This is a genomic window from Candidatus Paceibacterota bacterium, from assembly GCA_030583765.1.
In the GTDB taxonomy this organism is placed as follows: Bacteria; Patescibacteriota; Minisyncoccia; order 2-02-FULL-40-12; family GWA2-44-9.
Map to the genome: position 1 here is coordinate 243,273 of CP129474.1, position 20,722 is coordinate 263,994.

General features: G+C 53.6%; 23 protein-coding genes. 5 read left to right on the forward strand and 18 right to left on the reverse strand.

The window, feature by feature from the left end; genetic code table 11:
- Positions 1-37 precede the first annotated feature (37 nt).
- The 9 genes from QY311_01220 to QY311_01260 all read right to left on the reverse strand — a co-directional run bounded on the left by QY311_01220 (position 38) and on the right by QY311_01260 (position 12,136).
- Positions 38-1,807, reverse strand: coding sequence for a hypothetical protein (locus QY311_01220; protein WKZ27364.1), 1,770 nt, complete (start codon positions 1,805-1,807; stop codon positions 38-40).
- On the reverse strand, positions 1,804-3,075 hold the full coding sequence (locus tag QY311_01225; GenBank protein WKZ27365.1) for a PQQ-dependent sugar dehydrogenase: 1,272 nt from the start codon (positions 3,073-3,075) through the stop codon (positions 1,804-1,806). The genes QY311_01220 and QY311_01225 overlap by 4 nt, the downstream gene beginning before the upstream one ends.
- Positions 3,076-3,181: 106 nt before the next feature.
- Positions 3,182-6,841, reverse strand: coding sequence for a hypothetical protein (locus QY311_01230; protein ID WKZ27366.1), 3,660 nt, complete (start codon positions 6,839-6,841; stop codon positions 3,182-3,184).
- A 643-nt stretch (positions 6,842-7,484) separates the two neighbouring features.
- Positions 7,485-8,453 (reverse strand): lamin tail domain-containing protein, encoded by a 969-nt coding sequence (locus QY311_01235; GenBank protein ID WKZ27367.1) that lies wholly within the window; start codon positions 8,451-8,453, stop codon positions 7,485-7,487.
- A gap of 131 nt (positions 8,454-8,584) precedes the next feature.
- Positions 8,585-9,175: a hypothetical protein gene (locus QY311_01240; GenBank protein ID WKZ27368.1), complete on the reverse strand. Its 591-nt coding sequence runs from the start codon at positions 9,173-9,175 to the stop codon at positions 8,585-8,587.
- A gap of 262 nt (positions 9,176-9,437) precedes the next feature.
- Entirely contained in the window at positions 9,438-9,953 is a 516-nt protein-coding gene (locus tag QY311_01245) for an FKBP-type peptidyl-prolyl cis-trans isomerase (GenBank protein ID WKZ27369.1), read from the reverse strand.
- Between the two features lie 6 nt (positions 9,954-9,959).
- Positions 9,960-10,877, reverse strand: a complete 918-nt coding sequence (locus QY311_01250) for a DUF5671 domain-containing protein (GenBank protein ID WKZ27370.1) — start codon at positions 10,875-10,877, stop codon at positions 9,960-9,962.
- An 82-nt stretch (positions 10,878-10,959) separates the two neighbouring features.
- Positions 10,960-11,397, reverse strand: coding sequence for a lycopene cyclase domain-containing protein (locus QY311_01255; GenBank protein ID WKZ27371.1), 438 nt, complete (start codon positions 11,395-11,397; stop codon positions 10,960-10,962).
- 220 nt (positions 11,398-11,617) lie between these two features.
- A complete protein-coding gene (locus tag QY311_01260; protein ID WKZ27372.1) occupies positions 11,618-12,136 on the reverse strand; it encodes a peroxiredoxin in 519 nt (172 codons plus the stop codon).
- 188 nt (positions 12,137-12,324) lie between these two features.
- On the opposite strand from QY311_01260, the gene QY311_01265 reads away from it, so the two are divergent.
- From QY311_01265 to QY311_01275, 3 genes are all read left to right on the forward strand, one after another.
- Entirely contained in the window at positions 12,325-12,795 is a 471-nt protein-coding gene (locus tag QY311_01265; protein ID WKZ27373.1) for a hypothetical protein, read from the forward strand.
- A 10-nt stretch (positions 12,796-12,805) separates the two neighbouring features.
- Positions 12,806-14,401, forward strand: a complete 1,596-nt coding sequence (locus tag QY311_01270; protein WKZ27374.1) for a hypothetical protein — start codon at positions 12,806-12,808, stop codon at positions 14,399-14,401.
- Between the two features lie 80 nt (positions 14,402-14,481).
- Positions 14,482-15,021 carry an undecaprenyl-diphosphate phosphatase gene (locus QY311_01275; protein WKZ27375.1) on the forward strand — a complete coding sequence of 180 codons (540 nt, stop codon included), beginning with the start codon at positions 14,482-14,484 and terminating at the stop codon, positions 15,019-15,021.
- A gap of 192 nt (positions 15,022-15,213) precedes the next feature.
- On the opposite strand, the gene QY311_01280 is transcribed toward QY311_01275, so the two are convergent.
- The 4 genes from QY311_01280 to QY311_01295 all read right to left on the reverse strand — a co-directional run bounded on the left by QY311_01280 (position 15,214) and on the right by QY311_01295 (position 17,309).
- Positions 15,214-15,441, reverse strand: coding sequence for an MGMT family protein (locus QY311_01280; GenBank protein WKZ27376.1), 228 nt, complete (start codon positions 15,439-15,441; stop codon positions 15,214-15,216).
- Positions 15,442-15,514: 73 nt separating this feature from the next.
- Entirely contained in the window at positions 15,515-16,387 is an 873-nt protein-coding gene (locus tag QY311_01285; GenBank protein WKZ27377.1) for an A/G-specific adenine glycosylase, read from the reverse strand.
- Positions 16,320-16,961: an endonuclease III gene (gene nth / locus QY311_01290; GenBank protein ID WKZ27378.1), complete on the reverse strand. Its 642-nt coding sequence runs from the start codon at positions 16,959-16,961 to the stop codon at positions 16,320-16,322. The genes QY311_01285 and nth overlap by 68 nt, the downstream gene beginning before the upstream one ends.
- Before the next feature lie 6 nt (positions 16,962-16,967).
- Complete coding sequence (locus tag QY311_01295) at positions 16,968-17,309, reverse strand: methionine--tRNA ligase (GenBank protein WKZ27379.1); 342 nt, start codon at positions 17,307-17,309, stop codon at positions 16,968-16,970.
- Between the two features lie 91 nt (positions 17,310-17,400).
- On the opposite strand from QY311_01295, the gene QY311_01300 reads away from it, so the two are divergent.
- The gene (locus QY311_01300; GenBank protein WKZ27380.1) at positions 17,401-17,895 is read left to right on the forward strand and encodes a hypothetical protein; all 495 of its coding nucleotides are present in this window, start codon (positions 17,401-17,403) and stop codon (positions 17,893-17,895) included.
- Between the two features lie 58 nt (positions 17,896-17,953).
- On the opposite strand, the gene QY311_01305 is transcribed toward QY311_01300, so the two are convergent.
- The 4 genes from QY311_01305 to QY311_01320 all read right to left on the reverse strand — a co-directional run bounded on the left by QY311_01305 (position 17,954) and on the right by QY311_01320 (position 19,063).
- Positions 17,954-18,241 (reverse strand): hypothetical protein, encoded by a 288-nt coding sequence (locus QY311_01305; GenBank protein ID WKZ27381.1) that lies wholly within the window; start codon positions 18,239-18,241, stop codon positions 17,954-17,956.
- Between the two features lie 5 nt (positions 18,242-18,246).
- Positions 18,247-18,540, reverse strand: coding sequence for a hypothetical protein (locus tag QY311_01310; GenBank protein ID WKZ27382.1), 294 nt, complete (start codon positions 18,538-18,540; stop codon positions 18,247-18,249).
- 107 nt (positions 18,541-18,647) lie between these two features.
- Positions 18,648-18,893: a hypothetical protein gene (locus tag QY311_01315; GenBank protein ID WKZ27383.1), complete on the reverse strand. Its 246-nt coding sequence runs from the start codon at positions 18,891-18,893 to the stop codon at positions 18,648-18,650.
- Between the two features lie 2 nt (positions 18,894-18,895).
- Complete coding sequence (locus tag QY311_01320) at positions 18,896-19,063, reverse strand: hypothetical protein (GenBank protein WKZ27384.1); 168 nt, start codon at positions 19,061-19,063, stop codon at positions 18,896-18,898.
- A 98-nt stretch (positions 19,064-19,161) separates the two neighbouring features.
- On the opposite strand from QY311_01320, the gene QY311_01325 reads away from it, so the two are divergent.
- Positions 19,162-20,481 carry a S41 family peptidase gene (locus tag QY311_01325; protein WKZ27385.1) on the forward strand — a complete coding sequence of 440 codons (1,320 nt, stop codon included), beginning with the start codon at positions 19,162-19,164 and terminating at the stop codon, positions 20,479-20,481.
- Here the strand turns inward: QY311_01325 and QY311_01330 are convergent.
- Positions 20,478-20,711 carry an exodeoxyribonuclease VII small subunit gene (locus tag QY311_01330; GenBank protein WKZ27386.1) on the reverse strand — a complete coding sequence of 78 codons (234 nt, stop codon included), beginning with the start codon at positions 20,709-20,711 and terminating at the stop codon, positions 20,478-20,480. The two genes, QY311_01325 and QY311_01330, sit on opposite strands and share 4 nt — an antisense overlap.
- Between the last annotated feature and the right edge of the window lie 11 nt (positions 20,712-20,722).

Consider the following 20,722-nt stretch of genomic DNA (forward strand, 5'->3'; position numbering starts at 1 on the left):
AAGATAAGTATGCCAAGCAACAAGCGTCAGCGCAATCCTACGGACGACCGAGCCACAGTGCGCTCTGTCCAGCGTGTGTGTGGGCCATACGACGAGCATAATCGCGCGCAGCTGTATCCCCAAGCACGTCGTAACATTCAGCAAGCTTCCGATACGCAACTCCTCGCGCAATGCTTGAACCCGTCAGCGGCAACCATGTGTCTCGCGCAAGGTCGCATCGCCCAAGTGCTTGGAAGAACATACCCAGACGCATACGCGGCAATACCGCATCCGGTGCTCGCTCGAGCACGCGTGTATATTCGCGTAAAAGCTCTGGAATACGTGCCTCGGGAATTTTACGAAGCGTTGCTTCAATGGTGTCATTGATGTGCGTAATGGAAAGCGCATAGCGTTCTATCAGCGTGGCATGCTCTGGAATGCGTTTTACAAAAATCATGCCGAAATTATCCCAGTAGACAAGCGCCCAGTCTGCACGCGTCGAAAGCATATATGCGAGCGATTCCCACGGGCGCACGAGCGCGCTTGTGAACTGGTAGCGTTCCAATATTTCATCTACGCGCTCTCCTTGTGCGAACGCCACAGAGTCTTGAAGTGGGCCGTCGTAGAAACATTCGCACCCGCCCCATAAGAAGACGTTACGCTCGGGGTAGTGGGCGAGCATATAATTCCCCCATGTCATCGTGTGATACATGCGAGCATCTCCGGGCACATGAGTATCTGCGAAATGTATGAGATCTCGTGGCCACACGGCATAGGGATCTCGCAACCCCGCCCCTGCACGCCATCCGAAAAAGAGAACAACGCAGATCGCGCACGCAGCACACACCCACTCCCATCGCACGAGCACGCGCAGGTGGGTCATCGCGCGAAGAGCCATAGGCAGCAGTACGAGCCACGCAAAAGGAATGTACTTCATGGACACCCACGGCATAAGCCAAAAACCAACTGACAGACCAAGCGTTCGGAATGCACGATTCTCAGAGCGAAAAGCATACCAGAGCGCAAGCGCCCCCAACACTATATGCATCACAAAAATAAATACGCCCTGGCTCGTGCCCATATGGGCGGTAAGTGGCATTGTCTCAAGCAGTGCCGCAAATACACCGGTTTGTCGTAATGGTTGGAGGGCATACGTATAGATCGAAGCGCCGAGAGGATTTGCAAGCGTCGCTAAAAATCCGACGCCCAAAGAAGAAAAGAGGATAGTCTTTGTCCGAGAAGATACATGGGACAAATTCCCCCACACCGTATCAAGGATGAACGCTAGGCCAACTCCAAGCGCGAGAATGATCGAAGCATGCGTATTCGCCCAAAAGAAAAGCGTGCCCACAAGGAGCGCGCCCCATCGCCATGATGCATGCGCAAAGAGGCGCTCCAGCACAAAGAGCATCCCCGCCAATCCTAGGTATGCAAAAAGTTGCGGGCGGGGAGTGATAAAAGGCGTCAGCGCTCCGGCAACCAAAACAAAAAGAAGCGCCGTGTGTCCCGATAGTCGCCCGCCGCGCCATGAAAGCGCAAGAACCGCCGCGCCACAAAATGCAGAAAACCACGCCACAAGAGGCCACTCGCCTATGCGCCACACCAACGCGGCAACGGCTTGGAATAACCACTCGTGGTTCTCCCATGCCGCACCAAAGCGCGAAAAAGAAAATGATTCAGTGCGTATAAAAGATCCTTGCTGAAGTAATTCTTCGCCAATACGGAGATGGAACCACGTATCAGCATCGGGGGCCACAGGAACAAGCATGGCTATAACCAGCAATGCGCCAACAACAGAGATCACGATGCGCTGACGTAACGAGATCATGATTGCGGAGCAACGCGCCAGATAGCACCAGCGGCATCGTCAGAAATATACAGCGCACCATCGGGACCAAACTTGAGATCAACGGGCCTCCCAAAGAGCTTGCCGTCACGCAACCACCCGGTAATAAAGTCACCGGAATCACTCACGTTACCTTTCGCATCCACGGCGAAGCGCACCACCTTATACCCTGTGGGCGTACTCCGATTCCATGAGCCGTGATATGCCACCAGTAATTGCCCGCCGAGTGAGCCCCAGCCCTTCGCCGGAACAAATGCAATACCCAAAGGCGCTGAATGCGCAGGAAGCTCAATCGCCGCGGGAATAGTTTTTGCACAATCAGTTTGAATATCCGTTCGCGAGAATCTCCCTGGGTTAAACTTCGTATCACGCACCCGATCACCATAACAAAACGGCCATCCATAGCTCTGCTCTGAACGAATAATGTTTACTTCGTCAGGCGGAAGATCGTCTCCCAAGTTGTCGCGACCCATATCGGTGCCCCATATTTCTTTCGTTATGGGGTGAAATGTAAAAAAGACCGTATTCCGCAAACCGCCCGCAAACTCTGCAGTATACGTGCCCTCAGGGTCCGCTTCGAGTAATGACCCGTATTTCCACGTCGCCTCTTCAACGCACACATCACACGAAGAGCCGACCGTTGCATAGAGCTTTGTCTCACTCAAAAATCCTGAAAGTTTTGGCGCTCCAGGGCCACTCACGATCTCATTTTTACGTAGCTTTGGCCCAAAGGCGATTGTGCGCGTCACGTGCCTCCCGCCAACAGGAAATGACATGATCTGCTCTCGCTTCGCAGTGTTGGTAATACTGCCCGTTGCGAGATCATAGGGATACCGCCACACACCACGCTCCTCCGCAATGTAGATAAAAGTCTTTTTTGCGTCGTTCGTATAAAACGCAATCCCGTGGGGATTCGTAAGGCCAGCCATAAGCACCGTGCGGGCCTCAGCGCTCCCATCGCGATTTGTATCATCAAGGCGCGTGATGCGTCCTGCTTTCATCTCACTTACCACCATGCGGCCGCGCGGATCAAACGCAATGGCGCGTGGTCCTTCAAGACCCTGCGCAAATGCGCGTGCGCCAACAGTTGGAGGAAGCGTGAGGAAATCAGCAGAGCCGTCGGCAGGAATTGGTGTCGGTTCTGGCACCCGATACCCGACCCAATAAGCGATACGCATTGGTCCAACGATAAAAATAGCGGCAATGAGCACCGCAACAATGCCGACACCTATAAGAAGCTTTTTATGCATATCGCCATTCTATGCAAAGACTAGGACCGATGCAACAAAAACCAAACCCCGCCCTTTCAGGCGGGGTTGGCTCTTGATGAGTGCTCGTGAGAGCGCTCATTTCAGATTACTGCGCGGTGAACTGGTAGCCACTCATCGGCAGGTTGCGCAAGAAGCCTTGCGTCGACGCAACGTCAGCATCCGAAGATGAGTTCGTTGAGTTATCAACCCACTGAATCAAGCTGTCCTCGTTGTCACGCAATACGAGCTGGAAGTAGTCCGATGCAACGCCAGAGCTGGTGTTGGTCGGCGTGTTGAAGCCCGTGATGGTGTCCAAGTAGACCCTGAGGGTCTTCGAGGTACCGCCCGTGATTTCAACGTCCTGGCTCGAGAAGTCGATCGTCATGCTTGCACCCACGGATGGGTTCGAAGCATTCGTGATCGTACCGGTATCAACAATCGTTCCAACTTCATCGCGAACGGTGAAGGTGGGACTTGCGGTACCAGTGGCACCAGATGCAACGGTATCGAATTTAATCGAACCGGATGCAGTTGCGGTGTTGTCGAAGAACAAGCGGGAGTCCGAGAGACCCTTTGCCGTGATGGTAAAGGTCAAGACTGGATCAACCGTTGAGAGCTTCGTTGCGGTTGGAGCAACAAGTGCAAATTCTGGGAATACGCGGTAGATACGCGTACTGCGGCCGGCGTCTGCCAAGTCGCGATTTACAATGTTGGAATCCGAAGCATCAATCGTGACACCGGATTCGCCGGTTGCCTTGAAGATGCTTGTCGCGCTTACACCCGCCCCATGGTCACCAATGAAGGCGAGATCCCAAACTTTGCCGGAGGTTGCACCCTCAGCCTTAGTCATGTAATCCACCTTAAGGATGATATCGAGCGAGCTGTCTTTCGCAACATACGGACGATCATTGTCAGCGAAGCCGCTGAATGACGCTGTTGCGAGAGCACCATTGGATGATTTCGTGATCTCAGAGCCAGCCTTGTTCTTGTACGTGATGTACATATTCTTTGCGTTTTGGGCAAAGTCGGTCTTCTGAGTTCCGTGGTCATCTTCACCAAATGTGATGGTGTCGATGTAGTAGCCTTCGTTTGCCGCTGTAAAGCGCCATACGCCTGCTACATCACCATTTTGACCCCAGTACACAGAGTGCTTCTGTGGAGAGTCGGCTGTGTTTGTAGCAACTGTTAGAGAACCTGAGTTCTTGACAGTCACTATTGTGGTCGGTGACGTACCACCATTTGGATCAGCATTGCCTGCGTTTACCTGGCGAGATGAATCATCAAGCGCGGTAACATCAGTCGTTGCATCGATGTCGAACGAGAAGTAGTCACTGCCTGATGCGCTCGTTGCATTCGCGCCAAGGTTGACACGAACTAAGAGCGTCTTTGTTGCACCAGCTGGGATATTCCAGTTCATGTTATTGAACGAGACCTTACCAGTGGTCGCTGAGAGCGAGGATGCCACACCCGAAGCGATCGGGTTCGTCATGTTTTCGCTATCGTAGAGAGCAACCGAGCTAACGAGGTTAGCAATAGTGATCCCCGTATCAGGCGCTGGAGCAGTGCCTGCCCCGAAGGTACCAGCAACGCCAGAGTCAGAAACATAGCCCGTGAGGGAGATGTCCGTCACCTTAAGCGCTGAAGCCTGGGAGGCCTTGAATGTGATGCCGACGGCGTCAACATTACTGGTTCTGCGTACAAACGTCTGACTATTTACTGAGCCGAGACCAAGCGTCAGTGAAGAAGCCTGGATCGTCAGCGCTGGACCCGCCATATCAGATTGCGGAACGATGTCTGCATCTGCTACCGCGGTGTTGGTGCCCGCATACTTCATGACAGTGATGTCAGGAGTATCGTCGGTGAAGTTGTCCAAGAATACCTGGATTGCATCACCAGCTGCGAGCGCAGTACCGGAGCGGCTGTTTGCCGTCTTGATGTCTGCAGTGACCTTGAAGTTGTAGGTTTTGCCTGCAACGAGATCGTAGGTGTCAGTAAAGGTCTTCTGTGCACCCGTTGCGCTATCTTCACACGTGCCCGAATCGGACGTGGTGAAGGCCGAGCCATCCTGAGGACCCATAACCGTTACGCCGGTGTCCTTGTTGACGACCTTGAAGTCATCGAGGTCTGCCCAACCGTTGGTGGTGTCTGCCGCGTTTGCGTAAGAACCATCAGCACCAGGATCATGACAGAGCGTGAACTCCGTCTTGCGAACTTCGATGTTGCTTGCGGCAGTCATCGAGTACTCAAGCAAGGTGGTGTCGGCTGTATCCGTACCAATGTTTGCTGAGCTCAACGAAGACGAAACAATCGTAAGAACGCCACCCTGGAGGGTTACGTCGAACGCTTCCGCTGCGGAGTCCATGTCGGAGATCGTTGCGGCCATACCAAAGCCGTACTGATCACCGATCGCAAGGATATCGGTCGAATTTTCGAAGTAGAGGTTTACGTCCTCATCTTTGCGCCCGCCAAGATCTGCATAGACCTTGAAGACCTGCTCACCACCCTTCACGATAGAGAAGCCAGAACCAAGATCAAACACGAGATAGCTGTCGCTCGTCATTGAGCCAGACCATTCGTTCGTGCCTGCCTTGAGCTTGATGTTCGTGATGTCAGACGGCTTGACCGTGCCACCCTGGAACATCGTGATGCGCTTCACGGAAGCTGCTTCGGTGTTTGCCGTAAGCTTGAATTCCGAGATCTGTGCGCCCTTCTGACCAACCGTCGGGTTCGGGATCGAACCAACCTTGTTCATCGTGATGCCACCGCTGTCTGAACCAGAGATGGACATTGTGTTGCCCGTGACTGGCAAACCGCCGACAGAACCCGATGCGAGCATTGCGCCCTTGAGCTCAAAGTAGTTGACGTTACCGCCCGTTGCCGAGAGGTCACCAACCAATGAGAGTTCGCGAGTACCGCTCACCGAAAGGTTGAGGTTCGCAAACGTCACTTCACCCGTGGAAGATGAGAGCGACTTGCCTGAGGTCAAACGGCGTGCACCTTCGTACACGTACAGGTTGTCGAAATCGTCGGTGGAACCTGCACCCAAGCGCTTGAACGTTACTTCGCTCAATGTGCCCGTGCCCATAACCTTAAAGCGGAGGAACTCAACACCCTGTGCGTTCTTGGTGAGAGTTGCTGATGCTGGGTTGTTCGAAGACAAGCTGAAGTTTACCGATCCAGAAACTGGAGAGGATGACGGGCTTGCTACGCCACCGCGGGTGTATGCAGGAACCTGCAACACAGAGGAAAATTCTGCACCCTTGTTGTAAGAGTTGAATTCAGCTGTGTTGATGCAGAAGACCTTCGCAAAGAAGTTCGGGTCATCTGCGACTGCCTGCGCACCGGAGGTGTTTACCCAACGGAGAACTGCGGTGTCTTCACCAGTAACATCGATACCGTACACCTTCTGATCGCCTGCTTCACAGTTGCGGAAGAGGCCAGAGGTGCCGAATGCATCGCGGGTTGCTGGCGTGACTGACTTCACATTGGCGAAACCGCCAAGGTGACCGTACATGTTGAAGATTGCTGGGTTCAAGAACAAACGCTTGTACCCGTGCTCATTCACAATGTACACGTCCGGATCCGAAGATCCAGCAGCGCTGATAGTGTCGCCTTCCTTAAGACCATAGTCTGACGGCTTTGCAGCCGCGAGTGCTACGCCAGAGGAAAGGACCAGCGCCATGCCCGTGAACGACAATACTGTCGCTACGGTTGTGAGACCTGCGACAACTCGCTTGAGTGTCACAAGGTTTTTTGAAGTTAACATGGCTTAAACCTTTCAGAACCACACTTCACGTCATACGCCGCCAAACGGTGGAGTATATACGCGAGCAGTGGTAGTAATACGAACACTAACAATTGCCCTGTATAGGGCGAGGCCTTGATTGATTCTGCTCCTCCTCCAGCGGGAGGGAATTTCCGCTAGGTGCGTTGTGCTCGTTCTTTCGACCGAACACGCAGCTGGAGCGAATCTTCGACGCCAAGACCTTTTATGAATGCGAACTGACCGTTGCAATGGAAAATGGGGAATGCACCGTTCGTCTCTATCATCTCTTTAGCCATTGCTTTCGTTCGTGGTTGTCAACGATCTTTTCTGCACTCCCTCCCGCTACGTGTCACCAGGGGGGTGGCATCGTAAGGGGAGAGGGTTCAGACGGCAAAACGCAACCATGGGCATGGTTGCTCGTTTTTTCCTGCTATGTGTAGATAGTTCCCATTGCGTGAGGTTGCGCATTCCACGGGTGCGCTTCCCTATGCTTCGGGCCGACTTACCGCCTTATATGATAGCAAAAAGGCTGGAAAAGTCAACATTTTCCCGACATTCGTCCCCGACGGTTTTCAGGAGCGAATACCTACAGTATAGAGCTTGCAGAGAGGGAAGCAACAGAAAAGATGTGGATATGCCCATATTACCTCATTTTTGGGCTTCCCAGCACTGGATTTCCACCCCCATCCAGCCCCTGCCCCGGGCCAGAATACGTGCGCCATGAAGACCCCTGCGAGCCGTCTAAAGCGCCCGAAATACGCTCCATAGAAGCATACGTGGCCGCATTGCCCGCAAACCACCCAGAAGAGCAATCTACGGCGTCTTTTTCGCTTCCGTCGGGCCCAATAAGTACGATACGCTCCCCGTTATTCTTAATACCGCCACGGCCAAAGCTCGTTGCGAGATCAGCCACAACGTCTGGTAGGGCGTTGTCATCAACGGTCCGCTCTATGAGAAACGTTCCACGGGCAGGAATGGTGCCAGAAAGTGCAATATCTGGGCTTCCGTCATCAGATCTCAGGCGCCAGCCCTCAAGCGACACGGGGGAGTCGCCATCATTCCCTAGCTCGATCCATTCATCAGAAGCAGAGTGTCGCGTCCCCGCCCAAGCAATTTCAGAGATAAACACGCGTTCACGAGATGGCGTCGGTTCAGGTGTTACGGATAGCGTAGGTGTCACCGAAGGTGTACTGATTGGTGTCACGGTAGGTGTCACGGATGTCTTTGGTGTCACCAATGGTGGCGTAGGTGTCACGAGTCTTGGAGTTAGTGTCACGGTAGGTGACACGCGTGGCGATGACGTTATAGTTGGCGTAATATATTGTGTTTTTTGCGTAGGTGTCACCGAAGGTGTACTGATTGGTGTCACGGTAGGTGTCACGGTTGTCTTTGGTGACACCAATGGTGTCACCAAAGGTGGCGTAGGTGTCACGAGTCTTGGAGTTGGTGTCACGGTAGGTGACACGCGTGGCGATGACGTGTCACCTACCGCCTCCTGAAACAAAAACGCGGTACCGTCAGTAGGTACCGCGTTTTGGCGCGACGACCACATGCCACCAAGTACAATGGCAATGCCAGATACACCAACCATGAGAACGGGGTAGCGGCCCATACTTCAGACAGGAGCTTTCGCCTACCACCTAGACCGTGCATTCAGGAGGGATGCGAATTCACGAGGTGATAGGAAAAAGCCCCCGTACGTACCTAGAGAGCATACCGTATCAGACCAACCACATGCAAGAACTATCGCGCGGCGTACGTGACGCTCCTTCCATCGACGATGCGCTTGACGACGCGCCCCCTTACCAAAAACTGTACGGCTCGCTGAACGGTTCGCCGAGAGTGCTCTGGAAATGCTTGGATCACCTCGTTCAGCGCCACATTGGGATGCGTACGAATAAAACCGAGCACATCTCCGTATCTTTGCTCCCCGTTACTTTCGTGCGATGCGGGTACGGCGTGGGTTGGCGCGCTCTGCGTCCGCTCAACTCGCGCACGCTTCGGTGCCACCCGTTTTGTTGGCTGCGCATCACGTGAAATCAACTCAAGCGCTCGTACACGAAGCAAGAGAACCGTACGAGCCTGACGAGTCGCATCGATAGACGTGCAAAACCCCGATGCTTCACAGAGCGCTATGCGTTCAAGCATCTCCTGCACCGCACGGGCGCAGAAGGAGTATGAATCTTGAGTAGGATGATGGGCATGAGCAGTAACGCTTTGAGCAAGTCTCTGGCTTGGCTCTTGGAGTAGTCGCGCAGCTCGCGCATCGCGCGTGAGCGCTCCAAGAGCGATAAGCGCATCGGTAAGCTCACAAATAAGCGGAGAAGAGGCCATGGGTAATACGGAAACAAAGAAACACTCTGTAATGGGCCGGAACGTATCACGTTTGCAAAAAAACAGCAACGCAAGCACAAGAGCGAGCGAAAGAATGCGCAGCGTACAAAAACGCACACACGCCACACGATAGTGCTCGTGTGGCGTGTGTTTTTGTGTGATGAGTGGCTATGAAACTGTCTTTTCGACTCTAATATTGTGCGACGTTAGAGGATGGGGAAACAAAAGTTATCCACAGGTTATATACATCTATCAAGGTTGCCTATTTTGCTTGCGGAGCAACGCCTACAAGCTCAACCTCAAAGCGGAGATCGGCATTCGGTGGAATTACATCCCCCGCTCCCCGCGCACCATACCCCAACGCTGAAGGAATAACGAGTACACGCTTCCCTCCTACGCGCATGCCAGCGATACCGAGATCCCAGCCACGAATCACCTGACCAGCGCCGAGCGTGAACGAGAACGGCTGTCCACGATTATACGAGCTATCGAATTCTGTTCCGTTCATGAGTGTCCCGCGGTAATGCGCAGTCACTACCATACCAGGCTGTGCTTCCGCGCCCTTTCCGACAACATAATCCTGTACCTGCAAACCGCCTTCGAGCGTACGGATTTCTGGTGTGACGAGCGGCGCATCCGCTCCCGGTGCAACGCTTACCGTTGGTGTATCAGTGGACATAGGCTCCAGTGGCGCATCATTTTTGAGCGAGAACAGCCACGCGGCAGTACCGACAGCAAGAATGACGACAAGAAAAATAAAGAATGTTTTAGTGTGCATGATTCGTTAGCGGTTCTTTAGGGGTGGATAGAGGTCGGGATCAATAGTGCGCTCAAAGCATGTCCGCTCTGCACCATGTTCCCATGATTCGTTTTTCTCCATCGGATACGCAAGTGACTGCTGGCTACCAATTGTGTCGGTTGCAAACGTAGCGCAAAGCTCAAAAGAACGAGCGCCGGTGACACGATATTCATATGCCATTTTGGTCACTGGGTCAGTGGGCACCAAAAAGCCAGAAAGCTCATTGTTGAGCACTTCAAGATTTGCAGGGAGTGCATTTTTTGCCTGCCAATATTGAATAATCTGCCACTGAATCGCGCTCAGATCGCCTATGCGGCGGTCGTCGAGGCGGACGAGACGTTGTGACTGTGGTGTACCGGCGATAACAAGACCGGCAACAAGCGCCGCCACTACAAAACCCATTGCACCAGCCTCAACTGCGCGGTGAACGCTCGTGCGCACGCCATTCAACTCGGAGCGATACACGGACATAATAACCCCTGCGATGAGAAGCACCGAGAGCGCCTTTAAGAGAAAGCGCAACGACAGATCACCCTGCAAATATGCATGGAGTACGGTAACAAGATCGCCAATAGCTACCAGTCCTGCGACAAAAAGCGTGAAATACAAGAGCCAGCGACGTACACGCATGTCGCGCTTTTCTGGGAATGCGGCGACGTCTCTGCGCAAGAAGCGAAGCGTCCAGAGCAGCGCAGGGAATGTGATCACGAGCACCGCGATCGCCCAGCGCATCAGGCTACGAGTCACTTCTCCACTCCATGCCCCGTCCAGAAATGGATCAGGAATACCAATATTCACCAGCTGGAATGCGAGCATGCCAACGTGGATCGAAACGAACGCAAGCAAAATGGTTGACAAGATGTATAAAAATACATCCCGTGGAAGATTTTTTGAATCAGACATGTTGCTATACTAGCACACTCTAGATCGCAAACAACGTTAGGACAATCACATAGCAAGAAGACCGGTATGTCTATATTCCGGATCACTCAGAGAGCTTATCATTACGAGATTTCTTCATTATTGGGATAAGTATAGCAAGCAATGTCCAAACCCCAAAAGTTGGCACAAGTACTCTCATTAAAATATTGCCGTGCTGAGCAAGATTGATAGCTTCCCAAGTGAATACAATATAAAGACTCGCAAAGATATAAAACATGTATTCTTCAATGGGAAGTCCTAAAAATTTAATACCTAACGTTTCGTTGAAGTTGAATTGCCACAGCCAGCCTGAATCTTTTCTACCGTGACGGGTTGCCCAAATATCCCAGATACTTCCCAATAACAAGATTCCGAATACAAAACTTACTAGATTTACAACATTGATCCTATCAATTAAGAGATACCCCTCAATGAAGGCAGGGATACCGAAAGCAAATAATAATGTGAGTAAGTAATAAAACTTTTTTGAGATAATCCCCATGAGATAGTAAGTACGGTAAAATATACCAAAATTCGAAGTAGTACGCAAAAAGCGATGGGGTGTCCTTCTGAAGACCATTCGGAGCCCGAGCGGGCAGGGTGTGCAAATAAAAAGAGTGGGGTTAGGCCACTCTTTTTATTTGCACGAGCGAGGGCGAGTGAGACCGCGCAGTCCCGCTGGGACTGCGACGGGAGTCGGAAGAAGGATACCCAGAGCGCGCCTACTTCCCCAGCGTCTTTTCGCCCGGATTCCATTCAACAGGGCAAAGCTCCCCTGTTTGCAGCGCCTGTAGTGCGCGGTGTACCTCTTTTACCGAACGGCCAACCGAGTTGTCGGAGACCATCATCCATCGAAGCGTACCCTCTGGATCAATGATGAAAGTGCCGCGCTGGCTCGCGCCATCAGAGCCGAGCACATTGTATTCCTGTGAGATGATCTGCGTCGTATCTGCGAGAATAGGATACTTCACTTCGGGTAGATCGCGCTCAAACCATGCCTTGTGAGAATGTTCACTGTCCGTTGATGCGCCGAGAATAACCGCGTTGCATTCTTCAAATTCTTTCTCAAGGCGCGAAAATTCTTTAATTTCCGTGGGACATACGAATGTAAAGTCACGTGGATAGAAAAAGAGCACTACCCAACGGCCGCGATAATCTTCGAGCCCAACCTTCACGAACTGCCCCGCATGATACGCCTGTACGTGTGAAAACGACGGCGCTCGTTCTCCAATTTTTACCATAGATATGACTCGCCTATCGGCCACCAGCGCGCAGCGTGCGCGCATGGAGAACATGAGACGAGGTATTGCCGAGTTAGTATACCCAACAAAAGCAAAGAGCGCGATATTGACTTAGCGTCAAAAAATCAGCAAAATGCGAAAAGCGGTATGGCACATTAACAATTTCATACCCTGTTAAGGAGGTTCTTGTGAGTATCGACCGCTTGATTGACCTCGCACGTCGCTTTTTCGAAGATGTGCAAAAGCGCGCTCCAGGAAGCGCGGCGCGCACCGTCGGCATGGGCATCAACGCCTTTTCGGAGCCCTTCTACGATCACCTCGTTGGGAGTACGAAGCTCGGTGAGCGCCTGCGAGCTCTGGGGCCCGAAAAAACGTTTGCACTTCTTGGGATGCTGTACTTCGCGTATTCGAGCATCCCCAAGACGTCGCCGTTCGCACAGCTCCTCGATGAGCTGTTCAGTAACGCACCGTCGGAGATCTTGGCGAGACTCATGCGCCACCACGATGCACGGTCGCTTCTCGAGGCACTCTTCGCACGCATCCGCCAGGAAAAGGGGTTCGAGCACGTGACACAGCAAGACATCGCCGATCTCATGGCGGCCCTCTGGCGCAAACAGCGCAACGAAAACTCGGCGGCTTTCAAGCCACTTCTTCCCTAAAGGAGAACCCATGATGACGCCCATTCGCCTCGTGCCAGCGCACGAAGTTCCGTGGCGTAACGCGTTTCTGGCGCTCTTCGGAGCGCTTCTTGCCGGAACGATCGCGTGGCCGATCTTGTTCATGATCGGAATTGCGATGGATAGCGGCGGCCTGCTCCTGTTCACGCTTGCTCTCGGAGCCGCCTTGACCATCGCATGGTCCGTCGCGATCTCTCCGGCACTTCTGTTCGCATGGGTCCTCACCTACATTCCGGGTGCGGGACGCATCGTCACCGGCATCGGAACAGCTGGAGTATTTCTCGTGACATCGACGACCCTCGCGTGGGTCTTCGGTTTCGCACAAAAGCCCAGCGTGCTCGCTACGTACACCGTGGTCACCATCGTCGTCGCGTGCCTCTTGGTGCTCTTCGGCGAGGAGTCGACGTTCACATGGATTCGCGAGTTCTTCTTCAAAAGACTTGCGGTTCTATGGTGTCTCCTTACCCTACTCGGCCCCGCCTACATGATCGTCGGCGACATTCCTCTAGCCGTGCGCGATCGAGCAAGAGCGAACGCCGCGCGCACCGCGGCGAACATCCGCAAGGGTGAGATGCAACGAATCACATACGCAACGCGAGCCGACCTCGGAAAGATCCAGTTCTTCGATTCTGAACTCCTGGATGGTCAGACCGTGCCGCGGCCTCTCGTTTGGAAAGGGTGCGCAGATCCCACAACAGGGCTCGTGCGCCTTTTCTACAACGGAGAAGGACGCGTGGACGGCAACTGCGGCAAGCCGCTCTCCAGCACCGGCCCAGATGATCCCGAGCTGCTCGCTGGCATCACGGCACACCAGGAAAAACTGGCTGAAGCAGCCGCCCAACAAGCAGCTGCTCGACCAACGCCAACCGTGGAAGCCACACCAGAGCCAACGGCTACCCCGAGTCCGCCTTCCACACCAACACCTGAACCGACCGCGGAACCGATGACCACCGCGCAAGTGCTCGCACAGGCGCACGAGCTTCGCGAACGCGAGCGTAAGAGACAGGAGGAGGCCTATGGTGCGCCGACCACAACATTACCGACGTGGTATCGCGCGACACCCACACCAACTCCCGCCCCTACGCGAGAGCCAGACTTCATCCGAGAAGGTACGGAGCTGGACATCACCATCAGCGAAGACTTCAACCTCTCTCTGCGCGAGCGCGCAATTTCCTTCTCGTGCGTCGTACGAACTGAAGTGCGCACGACGCACGGAACAGTCGCCATCCCCAAAAACTCCCCGTGCCGCGGACGCGTATCGCGCCTCTGGGAGGAGGACGGCACCATGCAGGCCGTGCTCTCCATCGTACAGGCTGGCACCATCAGCGTTGCCGAAGAGCAGATCGCCACGCGCGCGAGCTCCAAAGGCCAAAACACCAAAAAGCGCAGCATCGTCGGAGCCATCATCGGCGGAGCTGTCGGCGGCGCAGCCGGCGCCGTCGCTGACGGCGAGCGTGGCGCAAAACGCGGCGCCGCCGGAGGTGCCGGCGCTGGCCTTGCCGTAGGCATCGCCACCAGTAAAGGCCCTCACATCAAGAAGGGCACGGCGATCACGTTTTCGTTCTGGAGCAGCGTCTCTCTCTACTAGGGACGGGCGCGCTCACCACTCCCCACGTTGTCATAAACAGCGTGGGGAGATTTTTTATGCAATGTGCTACACTAGCGCGCATGGATATATTGCACGCGCTCATTCTTGGCGCCATACAAGGGCTCACCGAATTTCTCCCTATTTCATCATCAGGCCATCTCATCCTCGTCCCCCGCTTCCTTGGCTGGGAGGATCAGGGTCTTGCATTTGATACCGCCGTACACCTTGGCACTCTTGTTGCGGGTCGTGTGGGCATTCCGCACACGCATTCTTTCATTCATCAAAACGGTGGGCGGTCTTCTCGTGAAGAACAAAAGCTCGCTCAATATATTGTACTCGCCACTATCCCCGCCGGCGTAGCCGGCCTCGCATTCGGAGACGTGATAGAAAACACGCTCCGCTCCCCGCTCATTGTGGGCGCTTCGCTGATCTTTTGGGGCGTCATACTGTGGTGGGTTGATCGCGGCAGTAGCAATACACCGTCACACGCGCCCGACAATGCGCACGTGGCTCTTTGTGGGCTTTGCACAAGCACTTGCGCTGATCCCTGGAACATCTCGTTCGGGAATTACCGTTACTGCTGGTCTTGCCAAAAACATGTCCCCGAGCCCAAGCAGTAGAGCTCTCATTCCTTCTTTCTATCCCTATCATTGCCGCGGCGGGCATTTCACAGATTATAGACGTGGGCATCGCCTCCCTCCTTACCGCACCCATGATGCTCGGCATTCTCTCAGCGGCGGGTTTCAGGTTTTTCTCGCTATTCGCATCCTCGAGCACATCGCACGCACACGATCTCTGGCACCATTCGCCTACTATCGCATTATCCTTGGCGCAGTCGTACTCGTCCTGTTTTGGTAATTGCTCCTTCTTTGCGTAAAAAGTGCTTCTTTCGCACGCGCACCCTTATTATAGCCTCCAAGCGAGCCGTCGGAACGAATCACCCGATGGCACGGGATTTCTTTATTCGTATTCTTGTTGAGCGCGCTCCCTACGGCGCGTACCGCTTGTGGATTGCCAATCTTCTGCGCAACTGGCCGCATACGTCATCACTGATCCTCGCGGAATTTTTTGTACCACTGCATATACCTTTTCTGTGAACGAAAGAGATTTCTTTCATGTGAGAACAATAGAATTTTTTATTCGTTTTATGAAGCCCTCTTGTTGGAGAGCAGAAAGCGCACGAGTAAAGTGCATATGCATATGATCGTTGAGTTCATGGTGCAAAGCTTGTATCGATAACGACCGCCGCTCGGTCATGAGTCTCAATATTTTCCCGCGCATTTCACGCAAAGAACCGCGAAATGGTTTTTGTATCACATAGCCTGCGCTCCGCTTATTCGGATTGTCGATACTACGCGCCAAAAAAGCTCCATAATCCATGAGCGCAGCAAACCACTCGTGGGGACGGCGCGTGCTCATGGTCTGCTCAATCACCGGCAACAGCTCACGGTCAGGAACCCCCATGCGCCCAGAGAAAAAATGGTGCATATACACGCGACGAATATTCGTCTCGATCATTGGATGCGCCTGCTGAAACGCAAAAACACACACCGCCCGTGCCGTATAAGGACCAACGCCTGATAACTGCGTGAGAATTTCTGGGTCTTCGGGAACAACACCAGCGTGACGCTCCACAAGCTCTCTCGCACACGCATGCAGCATGCGCGCACGACGATTATATCCAAGCCCTTGCCACGCCTTTAGCACGTCTCCGAGAGATGCCCGCGCAAGAGCGCGTACCGTTGGAAATGTTTTTAAAAATGCCCCGAACTTTGGGACAACGCGATCAGTTTGCGTTTGCTGCAGCATCACTTCGGAAACCAAGATAGCATATGGGTCTCGCGTAGTGCGCCACGGAAAATCTCGACGATTCTTGCGCCAAAATGACCATATAGTACGGCGAAATGCGCGCGTTTTGCTATCCGAGATCCGCAAGAGGGCACGCACTGTGCTTGTGCTTTTTCGCTTGGCAATACGCTCTTCCATAATCAATAATTTTATATGTCAGATCGAACCATCTGGCGCGAGGGAAGAGTTCCATGAGATCGCGCTCAATGCGCACGGGGTCGCTCTGCTGTGTAAGTCCCCACCGACGCGCAAGGCGCTTTACGTGCGTGTCAACGGCGATGCCCTCAACAACGCCATATGCATTCCCGAGCACGACATTGGCGGTCTTCCGCGCAACACCGGGCAGCTTCAGGATGTCTTCCATGGTGTTTGGCACAACACCTCCGAACACATCGCGCACCATGCGTGCCGCTGCGAGGATATTTTTCGCCTTCTGTTTATAGAACCCCGTAGAGAAGATGGCTTTTTCAAACGCACGCGGCGATGCATTACAGTAATCGTCGAGCGTCCGGTACTCGCGAAAGAGTTTCTCCGTCACCTCGTTTACCTTTTTGTCCGTGCACTGCGCAGAAAGTTGCACCGCAACGACCAGTTCCCACGGGTTGCTGTAGCGCAATATCATGCCCGCCTTTGGAAAAAGCTTGGAAAGCACGCGCCACACACGACGAGCGCGCTCTTTTTGAGAAAGCGTTTTGCGAAGCGCGGTCTTCATAGCGTGCTATTTAACACCACTCCCTGCGGGCACGGGCGTAAGTGGGGTGAGAATAACAGGACCTTCTGCATCGCTCGCGGCAAGAAGCATGCCCTGGCTTTCTATGCCCATGAGAGCACGCGGCTCAAGGTTCGCGACGACCACAATTTGCACGCCAACAAGCGTCTCGGGTGCGTAACGCTTTCCGATCCCCGCAAGGATTTGACGATACACCACCTCCCCCGCCTCAGATCGCTCTCCTAAGTCAACAGAGAGTTTTACAAGCTTCTCTGAACCCTCGACGCGCTCCGCACTTTTCACCGTCCCTACCTTTAATTCTGTCTGTGCAAAAATATCATACGAAATCATGCCCCTAGAGTAGCACGGCCACATGACACAGCAATTGACTTGTTGATAAAATAGTGTATAATTATATTTCGTTCTTTTGAAAGGAGTGTGCGTGGAACAGGTGATTAAGTTAGGGTCGGGACTCCAAAAGATCGGGGTCACTCCTCATCTGCGGCGTCGTGTCGCAGTGCTTCGTCTCTGCGACGGCATCCGCCCAGAAACTGTAGAGGTGCCGTACGGACACTTTCTTGATGACTTCATCCACATCCTGGAGATTGTGCTGCTAGAGGTTACGTCGCGCAGCAGGCTGCGAGCCATCGTTGCTGAAATCGCATCACGACTCACTGCGCCAGACCCCCAGGCGCACCTCTTGTACCACAGACAGGACGCCAAGCGTATCTGCAAGGAGTTGCGTCGCGGCAACGCCGTCCGAGCGATCGTTGCAGATGAGCTCATCTGCGAGATCACTCTCGTGGGGAGGAAGACTGTCCTGGACTTCCACCACAAATCACGCCTGTCGGTGCGCAGCCTCGTGCGCCTTTCAGCTTCGGTAGAGGGGTTGCGGGGACTCCTCCGCGCCCTCAAGGCACTCCGCGTCTCTCCCTAAAAACCCAACGGCCCCGTGCACAGTGTGCGCGGGGCCATTCTTTTTATACAGATCACACCTACTTTGAAAGCTCGCAGACGGGGGCGCAAACTGCAGCGCACACTTCAGCGCCGGGAGCGCAGAGTGAGCCGCACGGATTAAACTTCCCGCCACGGTTTAGGCAGTGACGCGCGTACATTTCTTCATTCGATCCATCCATCATTTCATACACGATCCTGTTGCGATCCTCACGCTGGATAGAAACACCACGAGGCACCTGCATGTACCAGTACATGCCAGCAAGACTCACTACAAACAGCAAGACCAGCAGAACCTGCGGTGATGAGAAAAGATGTTTCAGCTTCATAACGCTTACTGCAATTCTTTTTCAGCAGACTCTAGGCTACTCATCTCAGCATCGAGATCACCGAGATCAAGATTTTGTAACTCTGCTTCACGTGCGCGGGAAAGTGCCTTAGCGCGAACCATGGCCATGACGTTTGCTGTATATGCTTCGTCATAGTCCGTGGCGAGCTCTTGTCCTTCAAGCCAAACCGCGTTCACGGCAAAGGCCGCGACGAGTACCGACAAGGAAAGATAAAAAGCGCCCTTATCGCTTGCTGAAAACTCTGAAAACAATGTTTGTAGTGAATTCTGTTCTTGCATATAGAGCAAGTATACCAGCGAATTGCCTATAAGACATAGGGGCTTCTGTTGATAGAAAAAGGCCGCGTGCTTCATGCACACGGCCTCGGAAAGAACGTCTTTGCGCCTTACGGCGCCGCAACCGCCTCTGACTCGGCGATCTCGATCTGGAGCAGTGCCATCTCAACGGAGATGCACTGCCCGTCGTACATCTGGAAACCGAGTTCGACGAACCCGTTTTCTTCCAGCGCCTTACGCAGATGGTACCGAGCTTCCTCGGTCATCACACAGGCGCACGCGAGCGGGCCCAGTCTGAACCGCTGCGCCACCTTCTCGATTGCGGCCCGAGCCCCGCTGTAGTTTTTCTCGGCCACGGCTAGCTCCTCCTCTCCTCTGCCTGATGGCGACGGCCACCACGATAGCGGTTCACGAGCTGACGCGCTTCGCCAGAGACCACCAGCAGAGCCAAAGGCACGCCGATGAGTGGCAACAGGAACAAAGCGCCCGCCACCGCATAGCGAGCACCGCGCACAACCTTCTCCATGCCCCCACCTCCTGAAATCCTATTATACCACAAAAATAGAATAGACTCAATATACTTATCCCTAGGGGCTTCTGGGGAGTGTTGCGTATACTCGAGAGATGATTCGCCCCACACTCATAAGCCTCGTGCGCTCCCCCGTTCGCATTACCCTCATCGCAGTCGCCGCCTTGAGTATTGCTGGTGGCGTCTATCTATCACAGCGGGCGGAAATAAACGATTCAGCTGCCGCCACTCTGCAAGAGCCGCGAACCGCGTTCATTCTTGAGGTGTTCGACACCATCCTCTCCTCACATTGGGAAAAACTCGAGCCCCAAGCCCTCGCAGAGCTCATGGAGAAAGGCATCGAAAAACTCACTGAAAAAGACTGGGCGCTTGCGACCCCCGACCGCGCAGGTGCAGAAAAGCTGTTTACCGAAGCACTCGCCTCGATCCCCGCCGAAAAACAGAACGAATTCACTGCGACGCTCGGCGACATTATGCTCGCCAATCTGAAACCGTTCGGACGAAGTCGCCTGTATAGCAAAAAAGAAGAGCAGAAACTGCGTGATACCGTCCTCAATAAAGATACGGGAGCAAACCTGTACACCTCACTCGGCGTAGACAAATCTGCATCTACAGCAGAGGTCGCAAAGGCATATGAAGCCAAGCAAGCGCAGCTTGCCGCGCAACCCGCGACACCAGAGACACAAGAGGCAAAAGTAGAGCTCGAGCGGGCCTTCACGGCTCTTCAAGACGAAAATCGCCGCGCACGCTATGATGAACATGGCGTTGAGCCAACGGTAACCGCCAAGGCAGTAGCAGATACTGTAGGCCTCGTCCGCATAACGCAAGTGTCTCCGCTTTCGTTTGAAGAATTTAAAACAGAAATGGCAGCGCTCTCAAAAAATAAAAGGCTCAGCTCGCTCATTATTGACCTGCGCGGCAACATTGGCGGTGCCGTCGACACTCTCCAATACTTCCTCGGCCCATTTATCGGCGCGGGACAATATGCATACGATTTCTTCCACCAAGGAGAACCTATGCCATTTCGCACGCGTACCGGGTGGCTTGAAAGCCTTGTACAGTACAAACGCGTCGTTGTACTCATCGATAGCAACACGCAATCTTCAGGAGAAGTGATGGCCGCAACGCTAAAAAAATATAATGTTGGCGTCTTGGTGGGAGTCCCCACAAAGGGCTGGGGCACCATTGAACAGGTGATGCCACTAAAAAATCAGTTCTCTGAGACGGAGACATATTCACTCTTCCTCGTACACAGCCTCACGCTGCGCGAAGACAATGAGCCTATTGAGGGTCGTGGCGTGGATCCAATGATAGACATCCGCACAAAGGGATGGGAGAAAGAGCTGGCACTCCACTGGAATGACTCTCAGCTCGTCCGCGCAGTACAGAATCTCATCGCAGGCAAAGATCGCTAGAGTGGCCTTTGCATCTCCTTTTCAAGATCTCGAAATTCGTTCTCGATATCAGTAATGCGCCCGCGGATGCTCGAGATAAGCTCCGCGCCTTGGCGCGTTTTTTTCAGAGCCTCCTCCAAGTCCACTGTGTCTTGGGCGCTAAACCACTGGACAATCTCTTCCAGTGTCGCAAGCGACGTTGCGAGAGAGTCTTTGTCTGCAGATTGCTTCTTTTTTGATGATGGCGACATAGGTAGTGCGT

Bases quoted from the DNA above. Each gene is read 5' to 3' on its own strand.
- QY311_01270 (WKZ27374.1), top strand. From the start codon at position 12,806: ATGATGACGCCCATTCGCCTCGTGCCAGCGCACGAAGTTCCGTGGCGT.
- QY311_01230 (WKZ27366.1), bottom strand. From the start codon at position 6,841: ATGTTAACTTCAAAAAACCTTGTGACACTCAAGCGAGTTGTCGCAGGT.
- QY311_01310 (WKZ27382.1), bottom strand. From the start codon at position 18,540: ATGCAAGAACAGAATTCACTACAAACATTGTTTTCAGAGTTTTCAGCA.
- QY311_01285 (WKZ27377.1), bottom strand. From the start codon at position 16,387: ATGGAAGAGCGTATTGCCAAGCGAAAAAGCACAAGCACAGTGCGTGCC.
- QY311_01250 (WKZ27370.1), bottom strand. From the start codon at position 10,877: ATGTCTGATTCAAAAAATCTTCCACGGGATGTATTTTTATACATCTTG.
- QY311_01305 (WKZ27381.1), bottom strand. From the start codon at position 18,241: ATGAAGCTGAAACATCTTTTCTCATCACCGCAGGTTCTGCTGGTCTTG.
- QY311_01240 (WKZ27368.1), bottom strand. From the start codon at position 9,175: ATGGCCTCTTCTCCGCTTATTTGTGAGCTTACCGATGCGCTTATCGCT.
- QY311_01255 (WKZ27371.1), bottom strand. From the start codon at position 11,397: ATGGGGATTATCTCAAAAAAGTTTTATTACTTACTCACATTATTATTT.
- QY311_01260 (WKZ27372.1), bottom strand. From the start codon at position 12,136: ATGGTAAAAATTGGAGAACGAGCGCCGTCGTTTTCACACGTACAGGCG.
- nth (WKZ27378.1), bottom strand. From the start codon at position 16,961: ATGAAGACCGCGCTTCGCAAAACGCTTTCTCAAAAAGAGCGCGCTCGT.
- QY311_01330 (WKZ27386.1), bottom strand. From the start codon at position 20,711: ATGTCGCCATCATCAAAAAAGAAGCAATCTGCAGACAAAGACTCTCTC.
- QY311_01295 (WKZ27379.1), bottom strand. From the start codon at position 17,309: ATGATTTCGTATGATATTTTTGCACAGACAGAATTAAAGGTAGGGACG.
- QY311_01320 (WKZ27384.1), bottom strand. From the start codon at position 19,063: ATGGAGAAGGTTGTGCGCGGTGCTCGCTATGCGGTGGCGGGCGCTTTG.
- QY311_01275 (WKZ27375.1), top strand. From the start codon at position 14,482: ATGGATATATTGCACGCGCTCATTCTTGGCGCCATACAAGGGCTCACC.
- QY311_01280 (WKZ27376.1), bottom strand. From the start codon at position 15,441: ATGCGGCCAGTTGCGCAGAAGATTGGCAATCCACAAGCGGTACGCGCC.
- QY311_01245 (WKZ27369.1), bottom strand. From the start codon at position 9,953: ATGCACACTAAAACATTCTTTATTTTTCTTGTCGTCATTCTTGCTGTC.
- QY311_01225 (WKZ27365.1), bottom strand. From the start codon at position 3,075: ATGCATAAAAAGCTTCTTATAGGTGTCGGCATTGTTGCGGTGCTCATT.
- QY311_01235 (WKZ27367.1), bottom strand. From the start codon at position 8,453: ATGGGCCGCTACCCCGTTCTCATGGTTGGTGTATCTGGCATTGCCATT.
- QY311_01325 (WKZ27385.1), top strand. From the start codon at position 19,162: ATGATTCGCCCCACACTCATAAGCCTCGTGCGCTCCCCCGTTCGCATT.
- QY311_01220 (WKZ27364.1), bottom strand. From the start codon at position 1,807: ATGATCTCGTTACGTCAGCGCATCGTGATCTCTGTTGTTGGCGCATTG.